Source organism: Stenotrophomonas daejeonensis (genome assembly GCF_001431505.1).
Classification (GTDB): Bacteria; Pseudomonadota; Gammaproteobacteria; order Xanthomonadales; family Xanthomonadaceae; genus Stenotrophomonas; species Stenotrophomonas daejeonensis.
In genome coordinates this window covers 32,458-53,266 of sequence record NZ_LDJP01000006.1, presented here as the reverse complement: position 1 = coordinate 53,266, position 20,809 = coordinate 32,458, and the positions used below count along the sequence as shown (strand labels likewise).

Genomic DNA, 20,809 nt, shown 5'->3' with positions numbered 1-20,809 from the left:
GCAGGGATGCATGCATGTTCGTCATTGGAGCGTGGCCCGGTAGGTATAGCGGAACGTGCGCCCATTGAACGGGATGTCCACCTGCTTGAGGAACCCCTTGCTGTCGGCCGCCATCACCTCGCGCTTGAGCCAGATGCGGGTGTTGTCCACGTCGCGCCGGCTGTTGGTACTGCCGCCCGCCCGGGTGCGGTACATGGCGATGTAGTCGGTATGGATGTTGACGAAATCGCCATCGCCGATGTCGCGCGCCTTGAGCCTGAACACGCGGCTCTCGCCAACGTTGATGCTGCCGTTGAATTCACGCACCGGCTTGCAACCGTTGCCGACGTTGCCCTCGTCGCCCCACCAGCAGATGGAATGCGGGTAGTCGCCATTGGCCGGCCAGTAGCGCTGGGTGCCCACGTGCGCGGCCACCAATTGGCGGGTGCCGAACTTCACCACTTCATCGCGGGTGTAGTCGTTCCCCGAAAGGTTCTTGATGCTTTCCAGCGTGAGGGTGAGGGTCACCTCCTCCGGCACGCAGTTGCGGGTGACGAAGTTGTCGGTGGCGCTTTCGGCCCGCACGATCTCGTTGTTCATGTTGACGAACTGGTACCGGATCGGCTGCGGGTTGCCCAGGTGGGTGTTGCGGAAGTAGTCGTCCAGCCATGCCTTGATGTCATCGATCCGCTGCGGCGGGCCGAAGCCGGGGCTGTTGCCGCCGACGGCGTACACGCGGACGCTGGTTTCCTCGCTGAAGCTCTTCTGCAGGCTTTCCAGGCTGGCCGATGCCTTGGCGAAGGGGCTGCTGAACCGGGCCTGCGCATTGACCGCCGACAGGCCGTCCTTGTAGCGGGTCTTGACCGAAAGGAGCAGGCGTTGGCCGTAGGTGACGGTGCCCAGCATGACCTTGTCGCCCTGCGTGGCCACCGCCGGATCGACGAAGATGCCGCGCGCATCCGGCTCGACGGACAAGGTGTACATCTCCTGCGTGACGTCCACCAGGAATTCCTGTTCGCCATCGCGCTGCCGGCTGCCATAGACCGCTTCGGCACTGACGCCATAGGAGGCCGCGCTCGCGCCGAGCTTGAGCTGGGTTTCGGCGGCGTTGCTCAGTTGATAGACATCGGCGGCATAGGACTGCATCTGCCTGCTGCCGGCCGGCATGCGCCCGGTGAGGCGGTTGACGCCGTTGCTGATGGAGCTCTGCATGGGCTGCTCGACCACCTCGTAGGTGCCGGTGCCCCGGTCGGCCATGCCCGGCACGTTGCTGGCGACGATGCGGACGGGATGGCGCGCGCCCGTGGCCGGGTTCATCCGCCCGTCGAAAAAATTTTTGAAGTCATAGACCGCGCCCGGATAGAGCTTGCTGGCCTGCGCGCTGGTGGCGGCAACCTTGAAGCTGTCGTTGTCCAGGCTCAGCCGCGTATTGGTGCTGGTGCAGACCAACCCATCGCCCGATGGCTCTTGCCGGCTGCTGCCACTGGACTGGAGTTCGCCATTGCCCCCGCCGCGGCGGGTGCGCGCCAGCGGCGAATCCGGGTTCAACACCAGGGTGGTGCGCAGCCTCGTACCGCCGAAGGAGCGCTCGTGGCTGACCCTTCCGGTATTGATTTTCACGCTGTTGGCAAGCGCCTTGTTGCTGAATTGCAGTGCCCGCACATCCTGCTGGCGCTGCGCCGTGCCGGCATTGATCCGGAGTGGAGCGTTCTGTGCCTGCACGGCGCCTGCCACCATGGCGATGACGGCAGTGGACAGAAACATCGTTGCATTGCGTTTTGCGAACATCGGGCTGTCTCGCGGGAAGGACGGCAGATTGCCGACACCGGTTGGATCGGGAAAAGCCATGCAAAGGCGACACGCCCGTCACGGCACCGGTTTCATTCCCCGCGGGCCGCTGGCATGGATGGTGGCAACGTAGCGCGACGTGCAGACCGCACCTCCGGGCCTGACCTGCGGATAGTGCTCCCCCATCATCGGCAGCCACTCGACGATCGGATTGAACGAAAAAGAGGTCTTCTTGGCATAGGTACGCTGCACGCCGGAAGTGAAAACGGCGGTATTGCCATCGTCCCAGCGGAAGTCGTAGCGGCCCAGAGCGGTCTGGTGGGTCGCCGATGTTTCGAGGTTGCGCAACGGGTCATGGCTCCAACTGATGGACACCACTTCGAAACCGGGTGCCAGCGGCACCTTCCGGTTGTCGTACAGGTCGCGCGCACGGTCATCGCACCCCATGCGATCCGGGTCATGCGTCGCTCTGAGCACCCTGAAAGTGCCATCGCGCCCGCCCAGGCGATATTCCACCTTCGTCTGGTTGCCCATGTACCCCCTGTCCAACCGCAACGCATCCACTGGAATGCCCGGAAGCGGCACGGTTTCGCGGGCGGCGTGGAAACCGAAGGCGCGCGATACCAGCGGTCGTGCCGCCGGGCTGGCGACGGTCAACTCCACGCGCGGCAGGTCGGGGACGCCGGAAATGTCGGCCGGCACGTCCACCATAATGTACGCCGGGGTCCAGGTGATGACCTGCAGGTCGATCGCGCGCATGCCGTTGCCGCGCAGGGTCACGGTACCGGTGCGCTCGCCAAAGCCGTTGCCTTCGATCAGGTAGCGGCCGCCCGGCTCGAAGGTCCCGCCATGCTGGCCACTGAGCGCATGGATGCCGGGCAGGGCCGCGCGCAACGCCGCCGGCGATGCGGCGAGCCTGGCCGGCATGGCTTGGCGCATGCCCTGCAACCGTATCCGCTGCACTGCCACCGGGTCCTGCACGCCGCTGCGTACCTGGCTTACCGGCGCGGACATCCGTATCTGGCCTGCGGGCTGCAACTGGCGGCCTTCGCGCAATTCCGCCGCGGGCGCCGGCACGCGATTGGCCGTATCTGGCTGGCGTAACTGCACCGTCGCGGAACGGGAGGGCATGGCTTCGCCGCCTGCACGCACCGGAAACCCGGCGGCGAGGGCAAGGACCAGCCACGGCAATGCCCGTGCCGGGCACGGGCAGGAAATCAATGGCAACGAGGGATGCATGGCTTCTCGATCAAGTGGGCACACTTGCTTGATCGTGGAAAGCCAAGCCGGAGCGACAAAAGAAAAACCCGAACGCCCTTCCCTGCGGGCCGATGGTGGCTGCAATGGCGGATGCACACCACACTCGCCCGGCCACGGCCGGCGATGGATCGTCGCAACCGGTCAGCGGCGTGCGCCCCTTGCCCGGTGGCCCCGGCCGAACAATTCGCCAAAGCCGGCATCGAGGTCGTCGAATGCGCCCTGCCGGCACAGCGCCACCACTTCCACGCTCGTTGGCGGCAGGCGGCCGCTTTGCGGCGCGGCGGATGCGACAGCCGCACGATCCGGCCCTCGCCCAGGTCGCAGTCGCGGCGGCCCGTTGCTGCAGGACCAAGGCACGTTTCCCGGTCCCGCGTTCGGTCAGCCGCAGGTGTCGGCAGCGTCGGGCATCTGCGCCAGGTGGTCGCCGAGCAGCTCGATTGCCTGGCGGACCTTGGCCGGCTGGGTCTGCCGGTGCGGCGTCACCGCCCATACCGGCAGCGGCGGGAGAGCCCACTCGGGCAGCAGCCGCACCAGCCGGCCGTCGGCCAGCAGCGGTATCACGTCCAGGCAGGTCAGCACCGCCACGCCCAGTCCCGACTCGCACAGCTGGCGCACCGCCGGCTGGTTGTGGCTGACGATGCGCGGGTGCGCCGGCACCTGCCGTTCCTGTCCGGACACCCGATGCCGCCACGCCAGCCCCGGCACCTGCGCCAGCCCCAGCCAGTCGCTGGCCGGCACCTGCAGCGGATCGGACGGCGCGCCATGCCGCTGCAGCCACTCCGGCGCGGCGCAGGGCCAGCGCTGCAGGACGCCCAGTCGCTGCGCCATCCAGTCGCTGTCCGGCAGCCGGCCGAAACGCAGCGCCAGGTCGATGCGGGCCTGCACCAGGTCGGTCCAGCCATCCTCGAAATGCAGGTACAGGCGCAATTGCGGGTTGTCGCGCAGCCAGCCGCCCAGCGCCGGGCCGATGTGGTCGGCCATGCCCAGCGGCGCGGACAGGCGCAGCTCGCCGCTGGGTGCATGGCGCGCGGCGGAAAGCTCGGCCTCGGCCTCGCCGGCCGCATCCAGCAGCCGCACGCAGGCCGTGTAATAGCGGCTGCCCACGTCGGTCAGCGCCAGCCGCCGGGTGGAACGGTGCAGCAGCGCCACCCCGGCCTCGCGCTCCAATGTGCGCAACTGCTGGCTGACCGCCGAGGTACTCATGCCCAGCGCGCGCGCCGCCGCGCTCATCGAGCCGTGCTGGACCACCTGCGCGAACAGCGCCATGCGCCTGAAATTCTCCATCACCCTCTCCCGTCGGCGCCGCGTCGTGAAGCGCAGCTTCAAGGTGATTGTGGCGCCCGCGGACTGCCGCCGCCACGGCCACGGGGGGACACTGGCGCCCTCCCATCCCGCTTGAGGACTCCCCATGAAAATCGCCCTGATCGGCGCCACCGGCTTCGTCGGCCGCGCCCTGCTCGAAGAACTGCTGGCCCGCGGCCACGAGGTCACCTCGCTGGCCCGCCACCCGGAGAAACTCGCCGCGCGCGAACGCCTGCGCGTGGTCCGCGCCGACGTGCAGGACGCCGCGCAGGTGCAGGCGGCGGTGGCCGGCAGCGACGCGGTGGTCAGTGCCTACAACGCCGGCTGGAACAACCCGGACCTGTACCGCGACTTCATGCGCGGCTCGCGCGCCATCGTCGCCGGCACCACCGCCGCCGGCGTGAAGCGCTACCTCGTGGTCGGCGGCGCCGGCAGCCTGCTGGCCGCCGATGGCACGCAGTTGGTGGATGCCCCGGACTTTCCCGCCGACTACCGCGAAGGCGCCCGCGCCGCGCGCGATGCGCTGGACGAACTGCGGCAGGAAACGGCGCTGGCCTGGACCTTCCTCAGCCCGCCCGTCGCCTTCCATGCCGGCGGCCCCATCGAGCGCACCGGCCGCTACCGCAGCGGCACCGACACCCCGCTGATGGCCGCCGACGGCCCGGGCACGATCAGCCCGGCCGACCTGGCGGTGGCCGTGGCCGACGAACTGGAACAGCCGCGCCACGTGCGCCAGCGCTTCACCATCGCCTGGTGATGCGGACGGAAGCGTCGCCCCCGCCACCGGTGGCGGCGCCTTCTCAGAGCAGGTTCATCTGCGGCTGCGGCTCCGCGTCTTCCCTGATGGCGCCATCGGCCTGCGCGCAGGTCCAGCACAACCCTTCCCGCAGCGGCATCGGCCGGGCATACAGGTAGCCCTGCCCCCAGTGCACGCCGAGCTTGCGCAGGCAGGCGGCGGTGTCCTCGTCCTCGACGTATTCGGCCACCACCTCGGCGCCGCAGGCGCGCGCCACCGCCACCGAGGCCTGCACCATCGCGTAGTCGCGCGGGTCGCGGGTGAGGTTGCGCACGAACGAGCCGTCGATCTTGATGATGTCCACCGGCAGCTCCTTGAGCCGGGCGAAGCTCTGCATGCCCACGCCGAAGTCGTCGATGGCGATGCGGCAGCCGCGCACGCGCAGTTCGTCCAGCAGCAGGCTGGCCTGCTCGGCGGTGAAGATGGCCACCGTCTCGGTGATCTCGAAGCACAGCCGCGACAACCGCAGCGGCGCCTGCTCCAGCAGTTCCAGCAGGCGCACGCGGAAGCTCTCCGAGGCCAGGCTCTGCCCGGTCAGGTTCACCGAAATGCGGCCGCAGGCCGCCACCAGCTCCGGCGACCGCCGCAGTTGCGCGAACAGCTCGGCCACCACCGCCAGATCCAGCTCCGGCCCGCGCCGCGCGGCCTCGACCGCCGGCAGGAACCGGTCCGGCCGCAGCAGTTCGCCTTGCTCGTCGCGCAGGCGGCACAGCACTTCGCCGACGATGCGCCCACCCAGCCGCAACTCGCCCAACGGCAGCACCGGCTGGAAGAACAGCACCAGCCCGTCGGGGCGGCGCAGGTGGGCCAGGGCCGCGCTGGCCCCGTGCAGGCGCGCCTGTGCCTGTTGCAGGGTGGCGCGCTCGGCGTTGGCGAACAATGGCTCGACCTCGTTGCTGGCGCGCGCCTCGAACGCGAGGCTGGAGGCCAGCATCAGCGCGGCGTCCAGGTCCAGCCCGGTGTCGCCGCCGAAGCGCGCCACGCCCAGGTACGGCAACAGGCGCACGTTCTGCCCCTCCACGAGGAAGCCGGGCTGTTCGATGTCGCGCAGCAGCGCGCCCCAATCGATCCTGCCGCCGCATTCGGCCAGCAATGCGAACTGCCCGCTGCCCAGGTAGCAGGACTGCACGTCGTGGGCTTCCAACCGTGCGGCCACCTCGGTCATCACCCGGGTCTGCGCACCCAGGCCGTAGCCCACCGTCAGCGTGTCGGCCTGGTCCAGCAGCAGGCAGGCCAGCCCGCATGCCTCCGGCCGCTGCCCGGCCTGCCGCCGCAACGCGCGCAGGTTGGGCAGGCCGGTCAACGAATCGCGCCGGGCCTGCTCGTCCAGCCGCCGCGCCATGTCCTCGCGGTCGCGGCTGGCCAGCAGGTAGTACATCATCGCCATCAGCACGATGCCCATTTCCAGCGCAAGGTGCACGAGGTTGAGGAAGCCCACCGGCGTGCGGGTGAGCATCGCCGCGCCCCCCAAGTTGCCCACCATCAACAGCAGCGTGGCCGCCAGCAGCGGCATCGCGAACGCCAGCCGCATGTGCAGCATGCACCAGGTCAGCACCGCCAGCACGGCGATGCGGTAGTCGGTCAGCACCGCGCCGCCGGTGGGCGTGCCGCTCAGGTCGATGCGCACCACCCGGCTCAGGCCCACGCTCAGCACGCCGCCCAGCACCAGCAGGAACAGCAGCCCCCACTGGCCGTTGCGGCCGGCCAGCGCCGGCCGGCGCCGCTCGGTCCACGCCACCACCGCCGGCAAGGTGACCACCAGCACGCCGAAATACTTGGCGAACAGGGTTTCGATCAGGCCGCTGACCTGGCTGGCCGTACCGAACGGCAGGCCGTACAGCAGGCCCAGCAGCGCCTGCCCCAGCGGGAAGACCAGCAGGCCGAACAGCGCGAAACGGAGCAGGTCGCCCTGCGACAGCGGCTCGCGCCCCGGCGCCGCCGGCCGTTTCAGGCCCACCCGCGCGCACCAGTACGTCCATGCGCAGCCGACCACGGAAACCAGCGAGCCCACCCCCAGCTCCGCGGGCGTGTACCCCAGGTGCAATGCGCGCGCCAGCCAGCCCAGCATGATCAGCGCATAGCAGCCGGGCATCACCCAGCGGTCGCGGTCGAGCATGGCGATGGCCAGCAGCAGGCCGACGTGCAGGTGCACCAGCGACGCCGGTGCGGCATGGCTCCACAGTTCCAGCCGATAGGGAACCGCCACCTGCTGCAACAGCAGGCAGACACTGCCCAACAGCAGAATCCTTCCACCCCGCGTCGTGGCCCAGTGATGCATTGGCATCCCCCCGATACCTCCACCGGGAAACGTCTCCGGCGGCAGGGCCATGCTGACACAAAACCGCATCCGGCGTTTCGTATCGCCGGAAACCAAAACCGCGCCGGGATCCGTTATTTTGGGCAGTCCGTTGCCCGCTCCGGGGGAGGCCGGAAAGCGCGGCGCGGGGCACTTCAACCCATGCCCGCGCCCCGCGCCCGCCTGGTCAGCCCTTGGCGAACTGCAGCTGGCCGCCGCCGGCTTCCACCTTGATGGTGTCGCCGCCGGCGAACTCGCCGGCCAATATCTTCTGCGCCAGCGGGTTCTCCAGCTGCTGCTGGATCGCGCGCTTGAGCGGGCGCGCGCCGTACACCGGGTCGAAGCCGACGTTGCCGAGCAGCTCGAACGCCGAGTCGGCCACGTCCAGCTTCAGGTTGCGCTCGGCCAGCCGCTTCTCCAGCCCGGCCATCTGGATGCGCGCGATCTGCTTGATCTGCTGCTTGTCCAGCGGGTGGAACACGACGATGTCGTCCAGCCGGTTGATGAACTCCGGGCGGAAGTGCGCCTGCACCACGCCCATCACCGCCGCCTTCATCTGCAGGTAGGCCTCCGGCGAATCGTCCGTGCTCAGCTCCTGTATCTGGTGCGAGCCGAGGTTGGAGGTCATCACTATGACGGTGTTGCGGAAGTCCACGGTGCGGCCCTGGCCGTCGGTCAAACGGCCATCGTCGAGCACCTGCAACAGGATGTTGAACACGTCCGGGTGTGCCTTCTCGACCTCGTCGAGCAGAATCACGCTGTACGGGCGGCGGCGCACCGCTTCGGTGAGGTAGCCGCCTTCCTCGTAGCCGACGTAGCCGGGGGGCGCGCCGATCAGCCGCGCCACGCTGTGCTTCTCCATGAACTCGCTCATGTCGATGCGCACCATCGCATCGCTACTGTCGAACAGGAAGTCGGCCAGCGCCTTGGTCAGCTCGGTCTTGCCGACGCCGGTGGGGCCGAGGAACAGGAACGAGCCGCTCGGGCGGTTGGGGTCGGACAGCCCGGCGCGCGAGCGGCGCACCGCGTCGGAGACGACCTTGATCGCCTCCTCCTGCCCGACCACGCGGTCGTGCAGCACCTCTTCCATGCGCAGCAGCTTGTCGCGCTCGCCTTCGAGCATCTTGCTCACCGGGATGCCGGTCCAGCGGCTGACCACCTCGGCGATCTCCTCGTCGGTCACCCGGTCCTGCACCAGCTTGAAGTCCTTGTGCTCGGCTTCCTGCGCGGCGGCCAGCTGCTTTTCCAGGTTCGGCAGCAGGCCGTACTGGATTTCGCTCATGCGGGCGAAATCCTGCCGGCGCTGCGCCGCTTCGAGGTCGAGCCTGGCCTGCTCGATCTGCTCCTTGACCTTGGTCGCGCCCTGCAACGCAGCCTTTTCCGACTTCCAGATTTCGTTGAGGTCGGAGAACTCGCGCTCCAGCCCGTCGATGTCGGCTTCCAGATCGGCAAGGCGCTTGCGCGAAGCGTCATCCTTTTCCTTCTTCAACATTTCGCGCTGGATTTTCAGTTGGATCAGGCGGCGTTCGAGGCGGTCCAGTTCCTCCGGCTTGGAGTCGATCTCCATGCGGATGCGGCTGGCGGCCTCGTCCATCAGGTCGATGGCCTTGTCCGGCAGCTGGCGGTCGGTGATGTAGCGGTTGGACAGCGTGGCGGCGGCGACGATCGCCGGGTCGGTGATCTCCACGCCGTGGTGCACGGCATAACGTTCTTTCAGCCCGCGCAGGATGGCGATGGTGTCCTCGACGCTGGGTTCGCCGACGAACACCTTCTGGAAGCGACGCTCCAGCGCGGCATCCTTCTCGATGTACTGGCGGTATTCGTCCAGCGTGGTCGCGCCGATGCAGTGCAGCTCGCCGCGCGCCAACGCCGGCTTGAGCATGTTGCCGGCGTCCATCGCACCATCGCCCTTGCCGGCGCCGACCATCGTGTGCAGCTCGTCGATGAACAGGATGATCTGGCCTTCGTTCTTGGCGAGGTCGTTGAGCACGCCCTTCAGCCGTTCCTCGAACTCGCCGCGGAACTTGGCGCCGGCGATCAGCGCACCCATGTCCAGCGACAGAACGCGCTTGCCGCGCAGGCCCTCGGGCACTTCGTCGTTGATGATGCGCTGGGCCAGGCCCTCGACGATCGCGGTCTTGCCGACGCCCGGCTCGCCGATCAGCACCGGGTTGTTCTTGGTCCGGCGTTGCAGCACCTGGATGGTGCGGCGGATTTCCTCGTCGCGGCCGATCACCGGGTCGAGCTTGCCGCTCTCGGCGCGCGCGGTGAGGTCGATGGTGTATTTCTCCAGCGCCTGCCGCTGTTCCTCGGCGTTTTCGCTCTGCACGGTTTCGCCGCCGCGCAGCTTGTCGATGGCGGCCTCCAGCTTCTGCTTGTTGGCACCTGCCGCGCGCAGCGCCATGCCGGCCGCGCCGCTGTCGTCGGTGGCGGCCAGCAGGAACCATTCGCTGGCGATGAACTGGTCATTGTGCTGCTGCGCCAGCTTGTCGGTGGCGTTGAGCAGGCGGCTCAGGTCGTTGCCCATCGACAGGTTGCCGGCCTGCCCGGATACCTTGGGCAGCGCCTCCAGCGCTTCGCCCAGGCGTTCGCGCAGCAGCGGCACGTTGACTCCGGCCTGCGCCAGCAGCGGCCGGCTGCTGCCGCCGGGCTGGTCGAGCAGCGCGGCCAGCACGTGCACCGGTTCGATGATGGTGTTGTCGCGGCCCACGGCCAGCGACTGCGCGTCGGCCAGGGCTTTCTGAAAATTGGAGGTGAGCTTGTCCATCCGCATGGTGGTCATCCCGGATCAGGGGCCGGCGCTGCCGGCGATACTCGTTCAGATGCGGTTGCGGCGACGTGATTCAAGCCCACCCGGCGGTGCCCGTTCAGCCGCCGCGCGTCACCGCCGCGCGGATCGCGCGCAGCTGCTGCCGGACCGCGCGGGACTGCTCCGCGTCCAGCCGCAACAGCAGCTTCTGCCCCACCGAACGCGACTGCAGGCCCGGATCGACGAAACGGTACCTGCCGCGTTCGTCCAGTTCCACTTCCAACGGCCGGGCCGGTTCCGGCGCCTGCAGCAGGTGGTCGATCACCGCGACCAGGCGGTCGTTGAAATGGCCATCGGGGTGCCCCGCTTCGCGCCATGCCTCCTGCACCAGCGGATACAGCCGCAGGTAGGCCGCCACCAGCGCATCGGCGTCGACGGCGGTGAACGCCTTCACCCACGGCGCGTAGCGCGCGGCGTTGGCCGCGGCGATGCGGACGCCGCCGGACGCGGCATCGCCTTCGACCTGCAGGCTGCCGGGCAGCGGCCGCGCCGCCAGCGCATTGGACGGCATGGCCGGCTGGGTGAGGTTGTCGATGTGCATGACCAGCCGCTGGACCAGGTGGTCCTGCCGCAGCAGCGCCAGCACATCGCTGGCGAACAGCGACGCCAGCGCCTGCTGCGCCGTCGCGTCGCTGTCGCCCAGCGCCGGCAGCCCGGCATCGGCCGAGTCGTCGCGCTCCAGCGGGTGCTGCGGGATCTGTGCCGGTTGCGCCTCCGGCGCCGCGGCCGGTGGCTCGATCCGGCTTTCGCCGGCCGGCGCCTGCGCGGCGAACGGCGACGCGCCCGGCGCCGGCGACAGGTTGTCGCGGAACAGCCACCAGCCCGCGCCTCCCACCACCGCCACGCCCGCCACGACCCACGGCCACACCGCCTTCCTGTCCTTCATCGGGAACCACCTCGCATCGCGAACATCCTCGTATGACAGGCAAGATCATGATCGGTTCCCCGCGCATGACCTTCTGCTAACAACCGATGCGGCATAGTGGCTGCATGTCAGAAGAACCACGGCGTCCGCCGCCCCCGGCGCTGGCGGACAACGATGCGCTTTTCCTCGATGTCGACGGCACCCTGGTCGCCTTCGCCGACCACCCCGAACGGGTAATGCTCGCCGACGGCCTGCCCGACCTGCTCGCCCGGCTTTCGCAACGGCTGGGAGGCGCCCTCGCGCTGGTCAGCGGCCGCCCCCTGGTGCAGGTGGACCGGCTGTTCGCACCGCTGCGGCTGCCGGCCGCCGGCCTGCACGGCGCGCAGCTGCGGACCACCGGTGGCGACGTCATCGAGGCCGAAACCACCGCGCCGTGGCTGCACGAGCTGCACCTGCGCGCGATGCATTTCGCCCATGCCCATCCCGGCGTGCTGGTCGAGGCCAAGGGCGCTGCACTGGCGCTGCACTGGCGCAAGGCGCCGGCCGCCGCCGCCGCGGTGGCGGCCTTCGCCCATGCGCAACTGCCGCTGCTGCCGGGCGTGCGCCTGCAGCCGGGCAACCACGTCGTCGAACTGGTCGCGGCCGGCCACGACAAGGGCACGGCGGTCGCCGCGCTGATGCGCGAGGCGCCCTTCGCCGGCCGCCGCCCGTGCTTCATCGGCGACGACCTCACCGACGAGGACGGTTTCACCGCGGCCGCACGGCTGGGCGGGTATGGCGTGCTGGTCGGCACCCGTGCCGGCAGCCATGCGCGCCACGCCCTGCCCGACGTGGCCGCGGTGCATGGGTGGCTGCGCGCCGGCACCCGCTGAGGGCGCGCCATGTCACGGAACGGAAAGCAGCCGGATGGCCGGCAGGAGAAGGCAACGATGCATCAATCCGACCTCGACCTCGGCGTCATCGGCAATGGCAGCTTCGGCGCATTGGTCGACAAGCAGGCGCGCGTGGTGTGGAGCTGCCTGCCCGCCTTCGACGGCGACCCCGCCTTCTGCGCGCTGCTGTCGCCGCGCGCGCACGAAGGCGGCGATTTCGGCATCGAGCTGGAGGACTTCGCCGGCAGCGAGCAGCACTACCTGACCAATACCGCGGTGCTGCGCACGGTGCTGCACGACGCGCACGGCGGGCAGGTGGAGGTGATCGACTTCGCCCCGCGCTGGCGCCACGACGGCCGCTTCTATCGCCCGCCCAGCATCATCCGCCGCATCCGCCCGCTGGCCGGCAGCCCGCGCATCCGCGTGCGGGTGCGGCCACTGGCCGACTGGGGCGCGCGCATTCCCGAAACCACCTGGGGCAGCAACCACATGCGCTGGCTGCTGCCGGGTTTCACCCTGCGCCTGACCACCGACGTGCCGGTGCGCTTCGTCCGCGATGCCCTGCCGTTCGTGCTGGCGCACCCGATGGAACTGGTACTGGGGGTGGACGAAACGCTCCATCGGTCCCTCGCCGACTATGCGCAGGAAGCGCAGCAGCGCACCGAGGACTACTGGCGCGAGTGGGTGCGCTACCTGTCGATCCCGCTGGAATGGCAGGACGCGGTGATCCGCAGCGCCATCACCCTGAAACTGTGCCAGTACGAGGACAGCGGCGCGATCATCGCGGCGATGACCACCTCCATCCCCGAGGCGCCGGGCAGCGCGCGCAACTGGGACTATCGTTACTGCTGGCTGCGCGACGCCGCCTTCGTGGTGCGCGCGCTGAACCGGCTGGGCGCGACCAAGTCGATGGAGGATTTCCTGCGCTACATCTTCAACCTCGCCAGCACCGACGGCAGCCTGCAACCGCTGTACGGCATCGGCCTGGAGGAAAAGCTGGACGAGCACGAGGTCGAATCGCTGGCCGGCTACCGCGGCATGGGCCCGGTGCGGCGCGGCAACCTGGCCTGGCTGCAGAAGCAGCACGATGTCTACGGCTCGGTGGTGCTGGCCTCGACCCAATTGTTCTTCGACCAGCGCCTGAAGGACCCCGGCGACGTCCACACCTTCGCCCGGCTGGAACCGCTGGGCGAACGCGCCTGGGCGCTGCACGACGTGCCCGACGCCGGCCTGTGGGAATTCCGCGGCCGCACCGCGGTGCACACCTACACCGCGGCGATGTGCTGGGCCGCCTGCGACCGCCTGGCCAAGATCGCGACCCGCCTGCAACTGCCCGAACGCGCCACGCTGTGGCGCGAGCGCGCCGACGCCATCGGCCAGCGGGTACTGGCGCGCGGCTGGAACGCGCAGCTGGGCCACTTCACCGACACCTTCGACGGCAGCCACCTGGACGCCTCGTTGCTGCTGCTGGCCGACATCGGCCTGGTCGAGGCGACCGACCCGCGCTACGTCGCCACCGTCGAAGCCATCGGCAACGGGCTGCGGCACGGCGACGCGCTGTTCCGCTACATCGCCCCGGACGACTTCGGCGCGCCGGAGACCAGCTTCACCATCTGCACCTTCTGGTACATCGACGCGCTGGCCGCGATCGGCCGCCTCGACGAGGCGCGCGCATTGTTCGAAAGCGTGCTGGCGCGGCGCAACCCACTCGGCCTGCTGTCCGAGGACCTGGCCTTCGACGACGGCCAGATGTGGGGCAACTTCCCGCAGACCTATTCGCACGTGGGCCTGATCACCGCGGCTATGCGGCTGTCGCGCAGCTGGCAGGAGGCGTCGTGAGCCGGCTGGTGGTGGTCTCCAACCGCGTGGCCCTGCCCGGCGAGAACCGCGCCGGCGGGCTGGCGGTGGGCCTGCTGGCGGCGCTGCAGGAGCGCGGCGGGCTGTGGTTCGGCTGGAGCGGGCGCAGCGTGGCCGGCGACAGCGGCGCGTTGCACGAGCAGACCGACGGCAACATCCACTACGCCACGCTGGACCTGTCCAGGGCCGACCTGGACGGCTACTACAACGGCTTCTCCAACCGCACGCTGTGGCCGCTGCTGCACTTCCGCCTCGACCTGGTCGATTACGACCGGCGCAAGCGCGAGACCTACTGGAAGATCAACACGCTGTTCGCCGACAAGCTTGCGCCGCTGCTGCGCGAGGACGACACGCTGTGGATCCACGACTACCACCTGATCCCGCTGGCGGCGCTGCTGCGCGAGCGCGGCATCGGCTGCCGCATCGGCTTCTTCCTGCACGTACCGGTGCCCTCGGCCGACCTGGTGCAGGCATTGCCCGAGCACCGCTCGTTGTTCTCCACGCTGTACGCCTGCGACCTGCTGGGTTTCCAGACCCGGCGCGATGCCGCCCGTTTCCAGTCATGGGTACGCCTGTTCGGCGGCGGCCGGATCATCGACGAGGACTGGATCGAATCCCCGGACGGCCGGCGCGTGCGCACCTCGGCCTACCCGATCGGCATCGACACCGGGCACATCGCCCGCCAGGCGCGCGCGGCCGCCGGCAACAGCGCGGTGCGCGCGCTGCGGCAAAGCCTGGAACACCGCAAGCTGGTGATCGGCGTGGACCGGCTGGACTACTCCAAGGGCCTGCCCGAGCGCTTCCACGGTTTCCAGCGCTACCTCACCCGCCATCCGCAGGAAAAAGGCAGCACGACGTTCCTGCAGATCGCGCCGGTGTCGCGCGGCAGCGTGGCCGAGTACCGCGCCCTGCGCCACGAGCTGGAGCAACTGGCCGGGCACATCAACGGCAGCCACGCCGAGGCCGACTGGACGCCGCTGCGCTACGTCAACCGCAACTACGCGCACCGCACCCTCACCGGCTTCTACCGCGAGGCGGCGGTGGGGCTGGTCACGCCGTTGCGCGACGGCATGAACCTGGTCGCCAAGGAATACGTGGCCTCGCAGGACCCGGACGACCCCGGGGTACTGGTGCTGTCGCTGCTGGCCGGCGCCGCCGACGAGATGAAGCAGGCGCTGCTGGTCAACCCGCACGACCTGGACGGCGTCGCCGATGCCATCGCCACCGCGGCGAACATGCCGCGCGGCGAGCGCATCGAACGCTGGCAGGCAATGATGCAGCATTTGCAGGAGCACGATATCCACCGCTGGCGCAGCGACTACCTGCAGGCGCTGGAAGGCGGCTGAGCCGCCGCCGTCGCGCCGGCCTCAGTCCAGGAACCGCGCCGCCTGCGCCGGCGTCGGCAGGTAACAGGCATCGTGGCGGCCGAACCAGCGGTAACGATTGCGCGCCAGCCAGCGGTAGGCGCCATCGCGCAGCGGCCGGGGCAGCAGGCGCGCCGACAGCGCCAGTTTCCAGAGGCCGCCAAGGCCGGCCAGCACGCGCACGATGGCGTCGGTATCTGTGAACGCGCCGCCCGCCTCGACCAGCAGGAACGACAGCGGGTCGTCCGGGTCCAACCCATGCGCGGCCAGCAGTTGCCGTCCATGCACGCCCTGCATCGCCGCGAAGCGATAGCGGCCAGCGCGGTCGAAGCGCAGCAGGAAACGCACCCAGCGGCTGCACAGCGCGCAGACGCCGTCGAACACGATTACCGGCGCAGCATGCTCAGTCATCGCCGCCCTCCGGCAGCAGCCAGCCCTCGTAGCGGATCAGGCGTCCCAGCCACGGCATCGAGACGTCGACGAGGAATTCGTAGCGCCCTTCCCGCTCGCGTTCGCGACAATGCACGCCGGCGAACCAGCGCGCCGGCAGCGGCACGATGCCGAACGCCCATGCACGCACGGCCCGCCACAGGATTTCATCGTCCACCACTTCCAGCGCGAAGCGGAAACGCAGTGCGCCCAGCCGTTCGTACAGGTGGCCGTCACGCTGCCACAGCCGCGAGGCCATGCGCACGCCGCCGAAACGACGGTTCCAGTGCTCGCCGGTTTCGTCCACGACGAATTCGACACCTACCGGCACGTCTGCGGCGGCCGGCGGCAAGCGCGCCAGCCATGCGCACGGCACCACCAGCCAGTGGGTGCCGCGCAGCACCTCGCCGCGCCCGCGCCAGCGCTGGCGTTCCGCTATCGAATGCAACGCCTGCAAGCGCGGCGGCAACCCTGCGAACGCGGCGCCGAGCACGCGCTCGAACAGCGGCGTGCTCACGGCTGCATCCACACCAGCGTGGCCATGCGCCCGCTGCGGCGATCGCGGCGGTGCGAAAACCAGCGTGACGGATCGGCGATGGTGCATTGGTTGCCGCCGTGGATGGCGGCCGCGTCCATGCCGGCAGCCTGCAAACGCTGGCGCGCCAATGCATACAGGTCTACCCGCCAGTGGCCCGGCCGGGTGGCGGCAAATGCGGCTTCGGCCTGCGCCGAATGGGCGAGGAAGGCGTCACGCACGTCGCTGCCGATTTCGTAATGCGCCGGCCCGGCCGCCGGGCCGAGCCATGCCACGACATCGTCCGCCGGCGTGCGCATCGCCGCCAGCGTCGCTTCCAGCATGCCGGCGGCCAGCCCGCGCCAGCCGGCGTGGGCGGCGGCCACCTCGCCGCCATCACGGGCGGCGAACACCACCGGCAGGCAGTCGGCGGTGAGGATCGCCAGCACCACCCCGGGCGTGGAGGTCACGGCGGCATCGGCCTCCGGCTCGGCTTCAACGCCTTGCGCGGTGGGCGGGGCGTCGAAGCGCAGCACGCCGGTGCCATGCACCTGCCGCAGCCAGTGCGGCGCCGAGGGCAGCCCGGCCAGTTGCCGCAGTTCGTCGCGGTTGCGCTGCACCTGTCGTGGGTCGTCGCCCTCGGGCGAAGTGCGGTTGCCCATGTTGAAGCGGTCGAACGGCGGCCGCGAGCCGCCCGCGCCCTGCCGCACCGTGGTGAAGGCACGCACGCCCGGCGGCGCCGGCCAGCCGGCTTCCAGCCACGGCGCGGCGGTGTTCACCAGCGGTCCCGCTCGCGCTCATTGAAGGCCCCGGTGTCCTCGCGCAGCGCCTGCATCAGCGCCAGCAGGTCGGCCGGCACCGGCGCGCTGTTGCGCACCGCCACGCCGCTGATCGGGTGCATGAATTCCAGCGTCTCGGCGTGCAGCGCCTGGCGCTTGAAGCCGCGCAGCTGCGCGACCAGTTCGTCGCTGGCGCCCTTGGGCAGCTTCAGCGCGCCGCCGTACAGCGGGTCGCCGACGATGGCGTGCTTCAGGTGCGCCATGTGCACGCGGATCTGATGGGTGCGGCCGGTTTCCAGCCGGCACTCCAGCGCGGTGTGGGCGCGGAAACGCTCGCGCAGGCGGTAGTGGGTGACCGCATCGCGGCCGTCCTCGCGCACCGCCATGCGCAGGCGGTCGCGCGGGTGCCGGTCGATCGGCGCATCGACGGTGCCGCCGGCCACCAGCGCGCCACAGACCACCGCCAAGTACTGGCGGTGTACCTCGCGCGCGGACAGCTGCTCGACCAGCGCGGTCTGCGCCTGCACGGTGCGGGCCACCACCATGACGCCGCTGGTGTCCTTGTCCAGCCGGTGCACCACGCCGGCGCGCGGCACCTTGGCCAAGGCCGGGTCGCGGAACAGCAGCGCGTTGACCAGGGTGCCGGTGGGGTTGCCGGCGCCGGGGTGGACCACCAGCCCGGCCGGCTTGTCGATCACGAGGACGTGCTCGTCCTCGTATAGCACCGACAGCGGGATGTCCTCGGGCAGGGCATCGGTTTCGACCTCCAGCACCGCGTCCAGCGTGGCCAGCTCGCCACCACGCAGCAGGTCGCGCGGGCGCGCCGGGGCGCCGTCGAGCAGCGCGGCGCCGGACTTGATCCAGTCGCTCAGCCGGGACCGGGAGAACTCGGGGAACAGCTCGGCCAGCACCGCGTCGAAACGGCGGCCAGCGGCGGCATCGGGCACCCGCGCCTGGCGGGAAGAAGGGGAAGCGTTGTCGGACATGGCAGGGGGCAGCGGAAGGGGAATTCGGGGTCCCGGTGGCAGGAGTCAGTCGCGGGACAGGCCACTAGGCTATCATCGCCCCTTCGTATTCCTGCCGCGTCCCGCCCCGACCCATGATCCGACGCTCCTTGCCGTTGTCCACGCCCGTCCGCATCACCGCCCTGCTGCTGGTCCTGGTTTTCGCCGCCAGCGGCTGCCACCGCGGCAGCAAGAAGAACGCGGACGAGGGCATGCCGGTCGAAACGCTCTTCGAAAAGGGCCACAAGCTGATGGAAGGCGGCAACTGGTCCGGCGCCGAGAACAGCTTCAGGCGCCTGATCGCGCAGTACCCCTATGGCCCGTACACCGAGCAGGCGATGATCGAAAGCGCCTACGCCCAGTACAAGGCCGGCAAGAACGACGACGCGGTGTCCAGCATCGACCGCTTCATCCGCACCTACCCGACCCACCGCAACATCGCCTACCTGTACTACCTGCGCGGGCTGGCCAACGGCAACAGCGACACCGTGTTCCTGCGCCGGGTGTGGTCGCTGGACTCCAGCCGCCGCGACCTGTCCGCCCCGCGCCAGGCCTATGCCGACTTCAACATCGTCGCCGAGCGCTACCCGAACAGCCGCTACGCCGCCGACGCGCGCCAGCGCATGATCGAACTGCGCGACGTGTTCGCCCAGTACGAGATGGACAACGCCCTGTACTACATGCGCCGCGGCGCCTGGATCTCGGCCGCCGGCCGCGCCACCTACCTGCTGGAAACCTACCCGCAGAGCGCGTTCCAGAACGACGCGGTGGCCGCGCTGGGCGAGTCCTACACCCACCTGGGCAACAAGACCCTGGCCGACGACGCCCGCCGCGTGCTGGAACTGAACCAGCCCGACCACCCGTGGCTGCGCGGCGACTGGCCGAAGTACCCGTGGATGATCCGCAAGCTCAACCCGTTCGCCGGCGAGAAGTCGGCCGCCACCGGCCAGCGCAACGCGCAGATGACGCGCAAGTAAGCAAGCCAAATGGAACAGCACTGACGCCCCGCAAGGGGCGTCATGCGTTTGTGGCAGCAACAGCGTCGGGGATGTAGTCCCGACCTACCCGGCCGCACCGGGGAAGGCCACATGCCACGCGGCTCTGCCCGGCCCACGTTGGGAGCGCGCTCACGCGCGACGGCCCGGCGCGTAAACCTCAAAAGCAATCGCGGGTGAACCCGCTCCACGGTGCCGTAGGTCGGGGCTACGCCCCCGACGGCGACACGCACAAAGCATCGGGGGTGTAACCCCGACCTACCCAGCCGCATGCGGGGCGAGCCGCGCATCTACGGCGCGGCTTCGTCGACCTTGAACACAGTCCTGCAGTCGCGGCGGAATTCCTCGCCGGTGCCGCGCCAGATGAAGCTGCGGCAGTGGCGGTTGCCTTCCTGCGTGTCCACCACCTTCACCGCGTAGAAGGCCTGGAAGAACTCGTCGCGACTGACCTGGCCATCACCGTTCCAGTCCATCTGCTCCTTCTCCACGCCGCGGGTGATGGCGATGCCGGCGTACCACGCCCAGCCCAGCCAGCCCAGCGCCACCAGGACCAGTACCAGCAGCGCGCGGCGGCGCGGGGTGAACCTGCCGCGCAGGATCATGGCACCCGCCGGATGCGCGCACCGAGCGCACCGAGCTTCTCCTCGATGTTCTCGTAGCCGCGGTCGAGGTGGTAGATGCGGTCGATGCTGGTGTCGCCATCGGCCACCAGCCCGGCCAGGATCAGCGACGCCGAGGCGCGCAGGTCGGTGGCCATCACCGGCGCCCCGCTCAGGCGCTCGACGCCACGGCAGATGGCGGTATGGCCCTCGACCTGGATGTCCGCGCCCAGCCGCAGCAGTTCGTTGACGTGCATGAAACGGTTCTCGAAGATCGTCTCGTTGACCACGCCCACGCCGTCGGCCACGCAGTTCAGCGCCATGAACTGCGCCTGCATGTCGGTCGGGAACGCCGGGTACGGCGCGGTGGTCAGGTTGACCGCCTTCGGCCGCCTACCCTGCATGTCCAGGGTGATGCTGTCTTCGGTGGTTTCGATGCGCGCGCCGGCCTCGGCCAGCTTGGCCAGCACCGCGTCCAGCGTGTCCGGGCGCGCGTTGCGCAGGGTCACGCGGCCGCCGGTCATCGCCGCGGCGACGAGGAAGGTGCCGGTCTCGATGCGGTCCGGCAGCACCGCGTGGCGGCCGCCGTCCAGGCGCTCGACGCCCTCGATCACCAGCCTCGCGGTGCCCAGCCCCTCGATCTTCGCGCCCAGCGCGATCAGGCAGTGCGCCAGGTCGGTGACCTCCGGCTCCATCGCCGCGTTTTCCAGCACGGTGGTGCCCTCGGCCAGCACCGCGGCCATCAGTACGTTCTCGGTGCCGGTGACGCTGACCATGTCGAAGGTGAAGCGGCCGCCCTTCAGGCGTTCGGCGCGGGCCTTGATGAAGCCGTTCTCGACGCTGATTTCCGCACCCAGCGCCTGCAGGCCCTTGATGTGCTGGTCTACCGGCCGCGAGCCGATGGCGCAGCCGCCGGGCAGCGACACTTCCGCCGCGCCATGTTTGGCCAGCAGCGGGCCGAGCACGAGGATCGAGGCGCGCATGGTCTTGACCAGTTCGTAAGGCGCCACGTGCTGGTTGACGCTGCGCGGGTCGACCACGATCGCGCTGCCGCGCGACAGCGTGCCCTGGTCAATGGTGACCTTGGCCCCCAGTTCGCCGAGCAGCTTCACCGTGGTGATCACGTCGTGCAGGTGAGGCACGTTGGTGATCTCCACCGGCGCATCGGCCAGCAGGGTCGCGCAGAGGATGGGCAGGACGGCGTTCTTGGCGCCGGAGACATTGACTTCACCGTTCAGCGCATTGCCGCCGGTGACCACGATTTTCGCCATTGGATAAGGGCCGGTAGGTGGGCGGGGCCG

General features: G+C 69.7%; 17 protein-coding genes. 5 read left to right on the top strand and 12 right to left on the bottom strand.

The window, feature by feature from the left end:
* Positions 1–21: 21 nt before the first annotated feature.
* The 3 genes from ABB34_RS00980 to ABB34_RS00970 form a co-directional block, all read right to left on the bottom strand.
* A complete protein-coding gene (locus ABB34_RS00980) occupies positions 22–1,743 on the bottom strand; it encodes a thiol-activated cytolysin family protein (protein ID WP_057639368.1) in 1,722 nt (573 codons plus the stop codon).
* Between the two features lie 102 nt (positions 1,744–1,845).
* On the bottom strand, positions 1,846–3,006 hold the full coding sequence (locus ABB34_RS00975) for a hypothetical protein (protein ID WP_152979460.1): 1,161 nt from the start codon (positions 3,004–3,006) through the stop codon (positions 1,846–1,848).
* A 399-nt stretch (positions 3,007–3,405) separates the two neighbouring features.
* Positions 3,406–4,311: a LysR family transcriptional regulator gene (locus ABB34_RS00970; RefSeq protein ID WP_057639366.1), complete on the bottom strand. Its 906-nt coding sequence runs from the start codon at positions 4,309–4,311 to the stop codon at positions 3,406–3,408.
* A gap of 124 nt (positions 4,312–4,435) precedes the next feature.
* On the opposite strand from ABB34_RS00970, the gene ABB34_RS00965 reads away from it, so the two are divergent.
* Positions 4,436–5,086 (top strand): NAD(P)-dependent oxidoreductase, encoded by a 651-nt coding sequence (locus ABB34_RS00965; RefSeq protein WP_057639365.1) that lies wholly within the window; start codon positions 4,436–4,438, stop codon positions 5,084–5,086.
* A gap of 43 nt (positions 5,087–5,129) precedes the next feature.
* Here ABB34_RS00965 and ABB34_RS15745 read toward each other — a convergent pair whose 3' ends face one another.
* The 3 genes from ABB34_RS15745 to ABB34_RS00950 all read right to left on the bottom strand — a co-directional run bounded on the left by ABB34_RS15745 (position 5,130) and on the right by ABB34_RS00950 (position 11,116).
* On the bottom strand, positions 5,130–7,361 hold the full coding sequence (locus ABB34_RS15745) for an EAL domain-containing protein (RefSeq protein WP_057639364.1): 2,232 nt from the start codon (positions 7,359–7,361) through the stop codon (positions 5,130–5,132).
* Between the two features lie 247 nt (positions 7,362–7,608).
* Positions 7,609–10,194, bottom strand: a complete 2,586-nt coding sequence (gene clpB / locus ABB34_RS00955; RefSeq protein WP_057639391.1) for an ATP-dependent chaperone ClpB — start codon at positions 10,192–10,194, stop codon at positions 7,609–7,611.
* A gap of 94 nt (positions 10,195–10,288) precedes the next feature.
* Entirely contained in the window at positions 10,289–11,116 is an 828-nt protein-coding gene (locus ABB34_RS00950) for a DUF3014 domain-containing protein (protein WP_057639363.1), read from the bottom strand.
* A gap of 104 nt (positions 11,117–11,220) precedes the next feature.
* Between ABB34_RS00950 and otsB the strand changes: the two genes are divergently transcribed.
* Genes otsB through otsA form a run of 3 tightly spaced genes read left to right on the top strand, consistent with a single transcriptional unit; the run spans position 11,221 to position 15,170 of the window.
* Positions 11,221–11,967, top strand: a complete 747-nt coding sequence (gene otsB / locus ABB34_RS00945; RefSeq protein ID WP_057639362.1) for a trehalose-phosphatase — start codon at positions 11,221–11,223, stop codon at positions 11,965–11,967.
* Positions 11,968–12,024: 57 nt separating this feature from the next.
* On the top strand, positions 12,025–13,806 hold the full coding sequence (locus ABB34_RS00940; RefSeq protein WP_057639361.1) for a glycoside hydrolase family 15 protein: 1,782 nt from the start codon (positions 12,025–12,027) through the stop codon (positions 13,804–13,806).
* Positions 13,803–15,170, top strand: a complete 1,368-nt coding sequence (gene otsA, locus ABB34_RS00935) for an alpha,alpha-trehalose-phosphate synthase (UDP-forming) (protein ID WP_057639360.1) — start codon at positions 13,803–13,805, stop codon at positions 15,168–15,170. Before ABB34_RS00940 ends, otsA begins: the two co-directional genes overlap by 4 nt.
* 21 nt (positions 15,171–15,191) lie before the next feature.
* On the opposite strand, the gene ABB34_RS00930 is transcribed toward otsA, so the two are convergent.
* The 4 genes from ABB34_RS00930 to rluD are packed head-to-tail and all read right to left on the bottom strand — an operon-like array spanning position 15,192 to position 17,896.
* Positions 15,192–15,599 carry a thiol-disulfide oxidoreductase DCC family protein gene (locus ABB34_RS00930; protein WP_057639359.1) on the bottom strand — a complete coding sequence of 136 codons (408 nt, stop codon included), beginning with the start codon at positions 15,597–15,599 and terminating at the stop codon, positions 15,192–15,194.
* Positions 15,592–16,134 carry a DUF4166 domain-containing protein gene (locus ABB34_RS00925; RefSeq protein ID WP_425478907.1) on the bottom strand — a complete coding sequence of 181 codons (543 nt, stop codon included), beginning with the start codon at positions 16,132–16,134 and terminating at the stop codon, positions 15,592–15,594. The genes ABB34_RS00930 and ABB34_RS00925 overlap by 8 nt, the downstream gene beginning before the upstream one ends.
* On the bottom strand, positions 16,131–16,910 hold the full coding sequence (gene pgeF / locus ABB34_RS00920; protein ID WP_152979458.1) for a peptidoglycan editing factor PgeF: 780 nt from the start codon (positions 16,908–16,910) through the stop codon (positions 16,131–16,133). The genes ABB34_RS00925 and pgeF overlap by 4 nt, the downstream gene beginning before the upstream one ends.
* Positions 16,907–17,896: a 23S rRNA pseudouridine(1911/1915/1917) synthase RluD gene (gene rluD / locus ABB34_RS00915; RefSeq protein ID WP_057639356.1), complete on the bottom strand. Its 990-nt coding sequence runs from the start codon at positions 17,894–17,896 to the stop codon at positions 16,907–16,909. The genes pgeF and rluD overlap by 4 nt, the downstream gene beginning before the upstream one ends.
* A gap of 113 nt (positions 17,897–18,009) precedes the next feature.
* Here rluD and ABB34_RS00910 point away from each other — a divergent pair, with 113 nt between their 5' ends.
* The gene (locus tag ABB34_RS00910) at positions 18,010–18,891 is read left to right on the top strand and encodes an outer membrane protein assembly factor BamD (RefSeq protein ID WP_057639355.1); all 882 of its coding nucleotides are present in this window, start codon (positions 18,010–18,012) and stop codon (positions 18,889–18,891) included.
* A 308-nt stretch (positions 18,892–19,199) separates the two neighbouring features.
* Here ABB34_RS00910 and ABB34_RS00905 read toward each other — a convergent pair whose 3' ends face one another.
* Complete coding sequence (locus ABB34_RS00905) at positions 19,200–19,511, bottom strand: hypothetical protein (RefSeq protein ID WP_057639354.1); 312 nt, start codon at positions 19,509–19,511, stop codon at positions 19,200–19,202.
* Entirely contained in the window at positions 19,508–20,779 is a 1,272-nt protein-coding gene (gene murA, locus ABB34_RS00900) for a UDP-N-acetylglucosamine 1-carboxyvinyltransferase (protein WP_057639353.1), read from the bottom strand. Before murA ends, ABB34_RS00905 begins: the two co-directional genes overlap by 4 nt.
* Between the last annotated feature and the right edge of the window lie 30 nt (positions 20,780–20,809).

Bases quoted from the DNA above. Each gene is read 5' to 3' on its own strand.
- ABB34_RS00910 (WP_057639355.1), top strand. From the start codon at position 18,010: ATGATCCGACGCTCCTTGCCGTTGTCCACGCCCGTCCGCATCACCGCC.
- ABB34_RS00970 (WP_057639366.1), bottom strand. From the start codon at position 4,311: ATGGAGAATTTCAGGCGCATGGCGCTGTTCGCGCAGGTGGTCCAGCAC.
- ABB34_RS00980 (WP_057639368.1), bottom strand. From the start codon at position 1,743: ATGTTTCTGTCCACTGCCGTCATCGCCATGGTGGCAGGCGCCGTGCAG.
- ABB34_RS00905 (WP_057639354.1), bottom strand. From the start codon at position 19,511: ATGATCCTGCGCGGCAGGTTCACCCCGCGCCGCCGCGCGCTGCTGGTA.
- ABB34_RS00950 (WP_057639363.1), bottom strand. From the start codon at position 11,116: ATGAAGGACAGGAAGGCGGTGTGGCCGTGGGTCGTGGCGGGCGTGGCG.
- murA (WP_057639353.1), bottom strand. From the start codon at position 20,779: ATGGCGAAAATCGTGGTCACCGGCGGCAATGCGCTGAACGGTGAAGTC.
- ABB34_RS00940 (WP_057639361.1), top strand. From the start codon at position 12,025: ATGCATCAATCCGACCTCGACCTCGGCGTCATCGGCAATGGCAGCTTC.
- ABB34_RS00965 (WP_057639365.1), top strand. From the start codon at position 4,436: ATGAAAATCGCCCTGATCGGCGCCACCGGCTTCGTCGGCCGCGCCCTG.
- otsB (WP_057639362.1), top strand. From the start codon at position 11,221: ATGTCAGAAGAACCACGGCGTCCGCCGCCCCCGGCGCTGGCGGACAAC.
- ABB34_RS00975 (WP_152979460.1), bottom strand. From the start codon at position 3,006: ATGCATCCCTCGTTGCCATTGATTTCCTGCCCGTGCCCGGCACGGGCA.
- ABB34_RS00930 (WP_057639359.1), bottom strand. From the start codon at position 15,599: ATGACTGAGCATGCTGCGCCGGTAATCGTGTTCGACGGCGTCTGCGCG.
- rluD (WP_057639356.1), bottom strand. From the start codon at position 17,896: ATGTCCGACAACGCTTCCCCTTCTTCCCGCCAGGCGCGGGTGCCCGAT.
- clpB (WP_057639391.1), bottom strand. From the start codon at position 10,194: ATGCGGATGGACAAGCTCACCTCCAATTTTCAGAAAGCCCTGGCCGAC.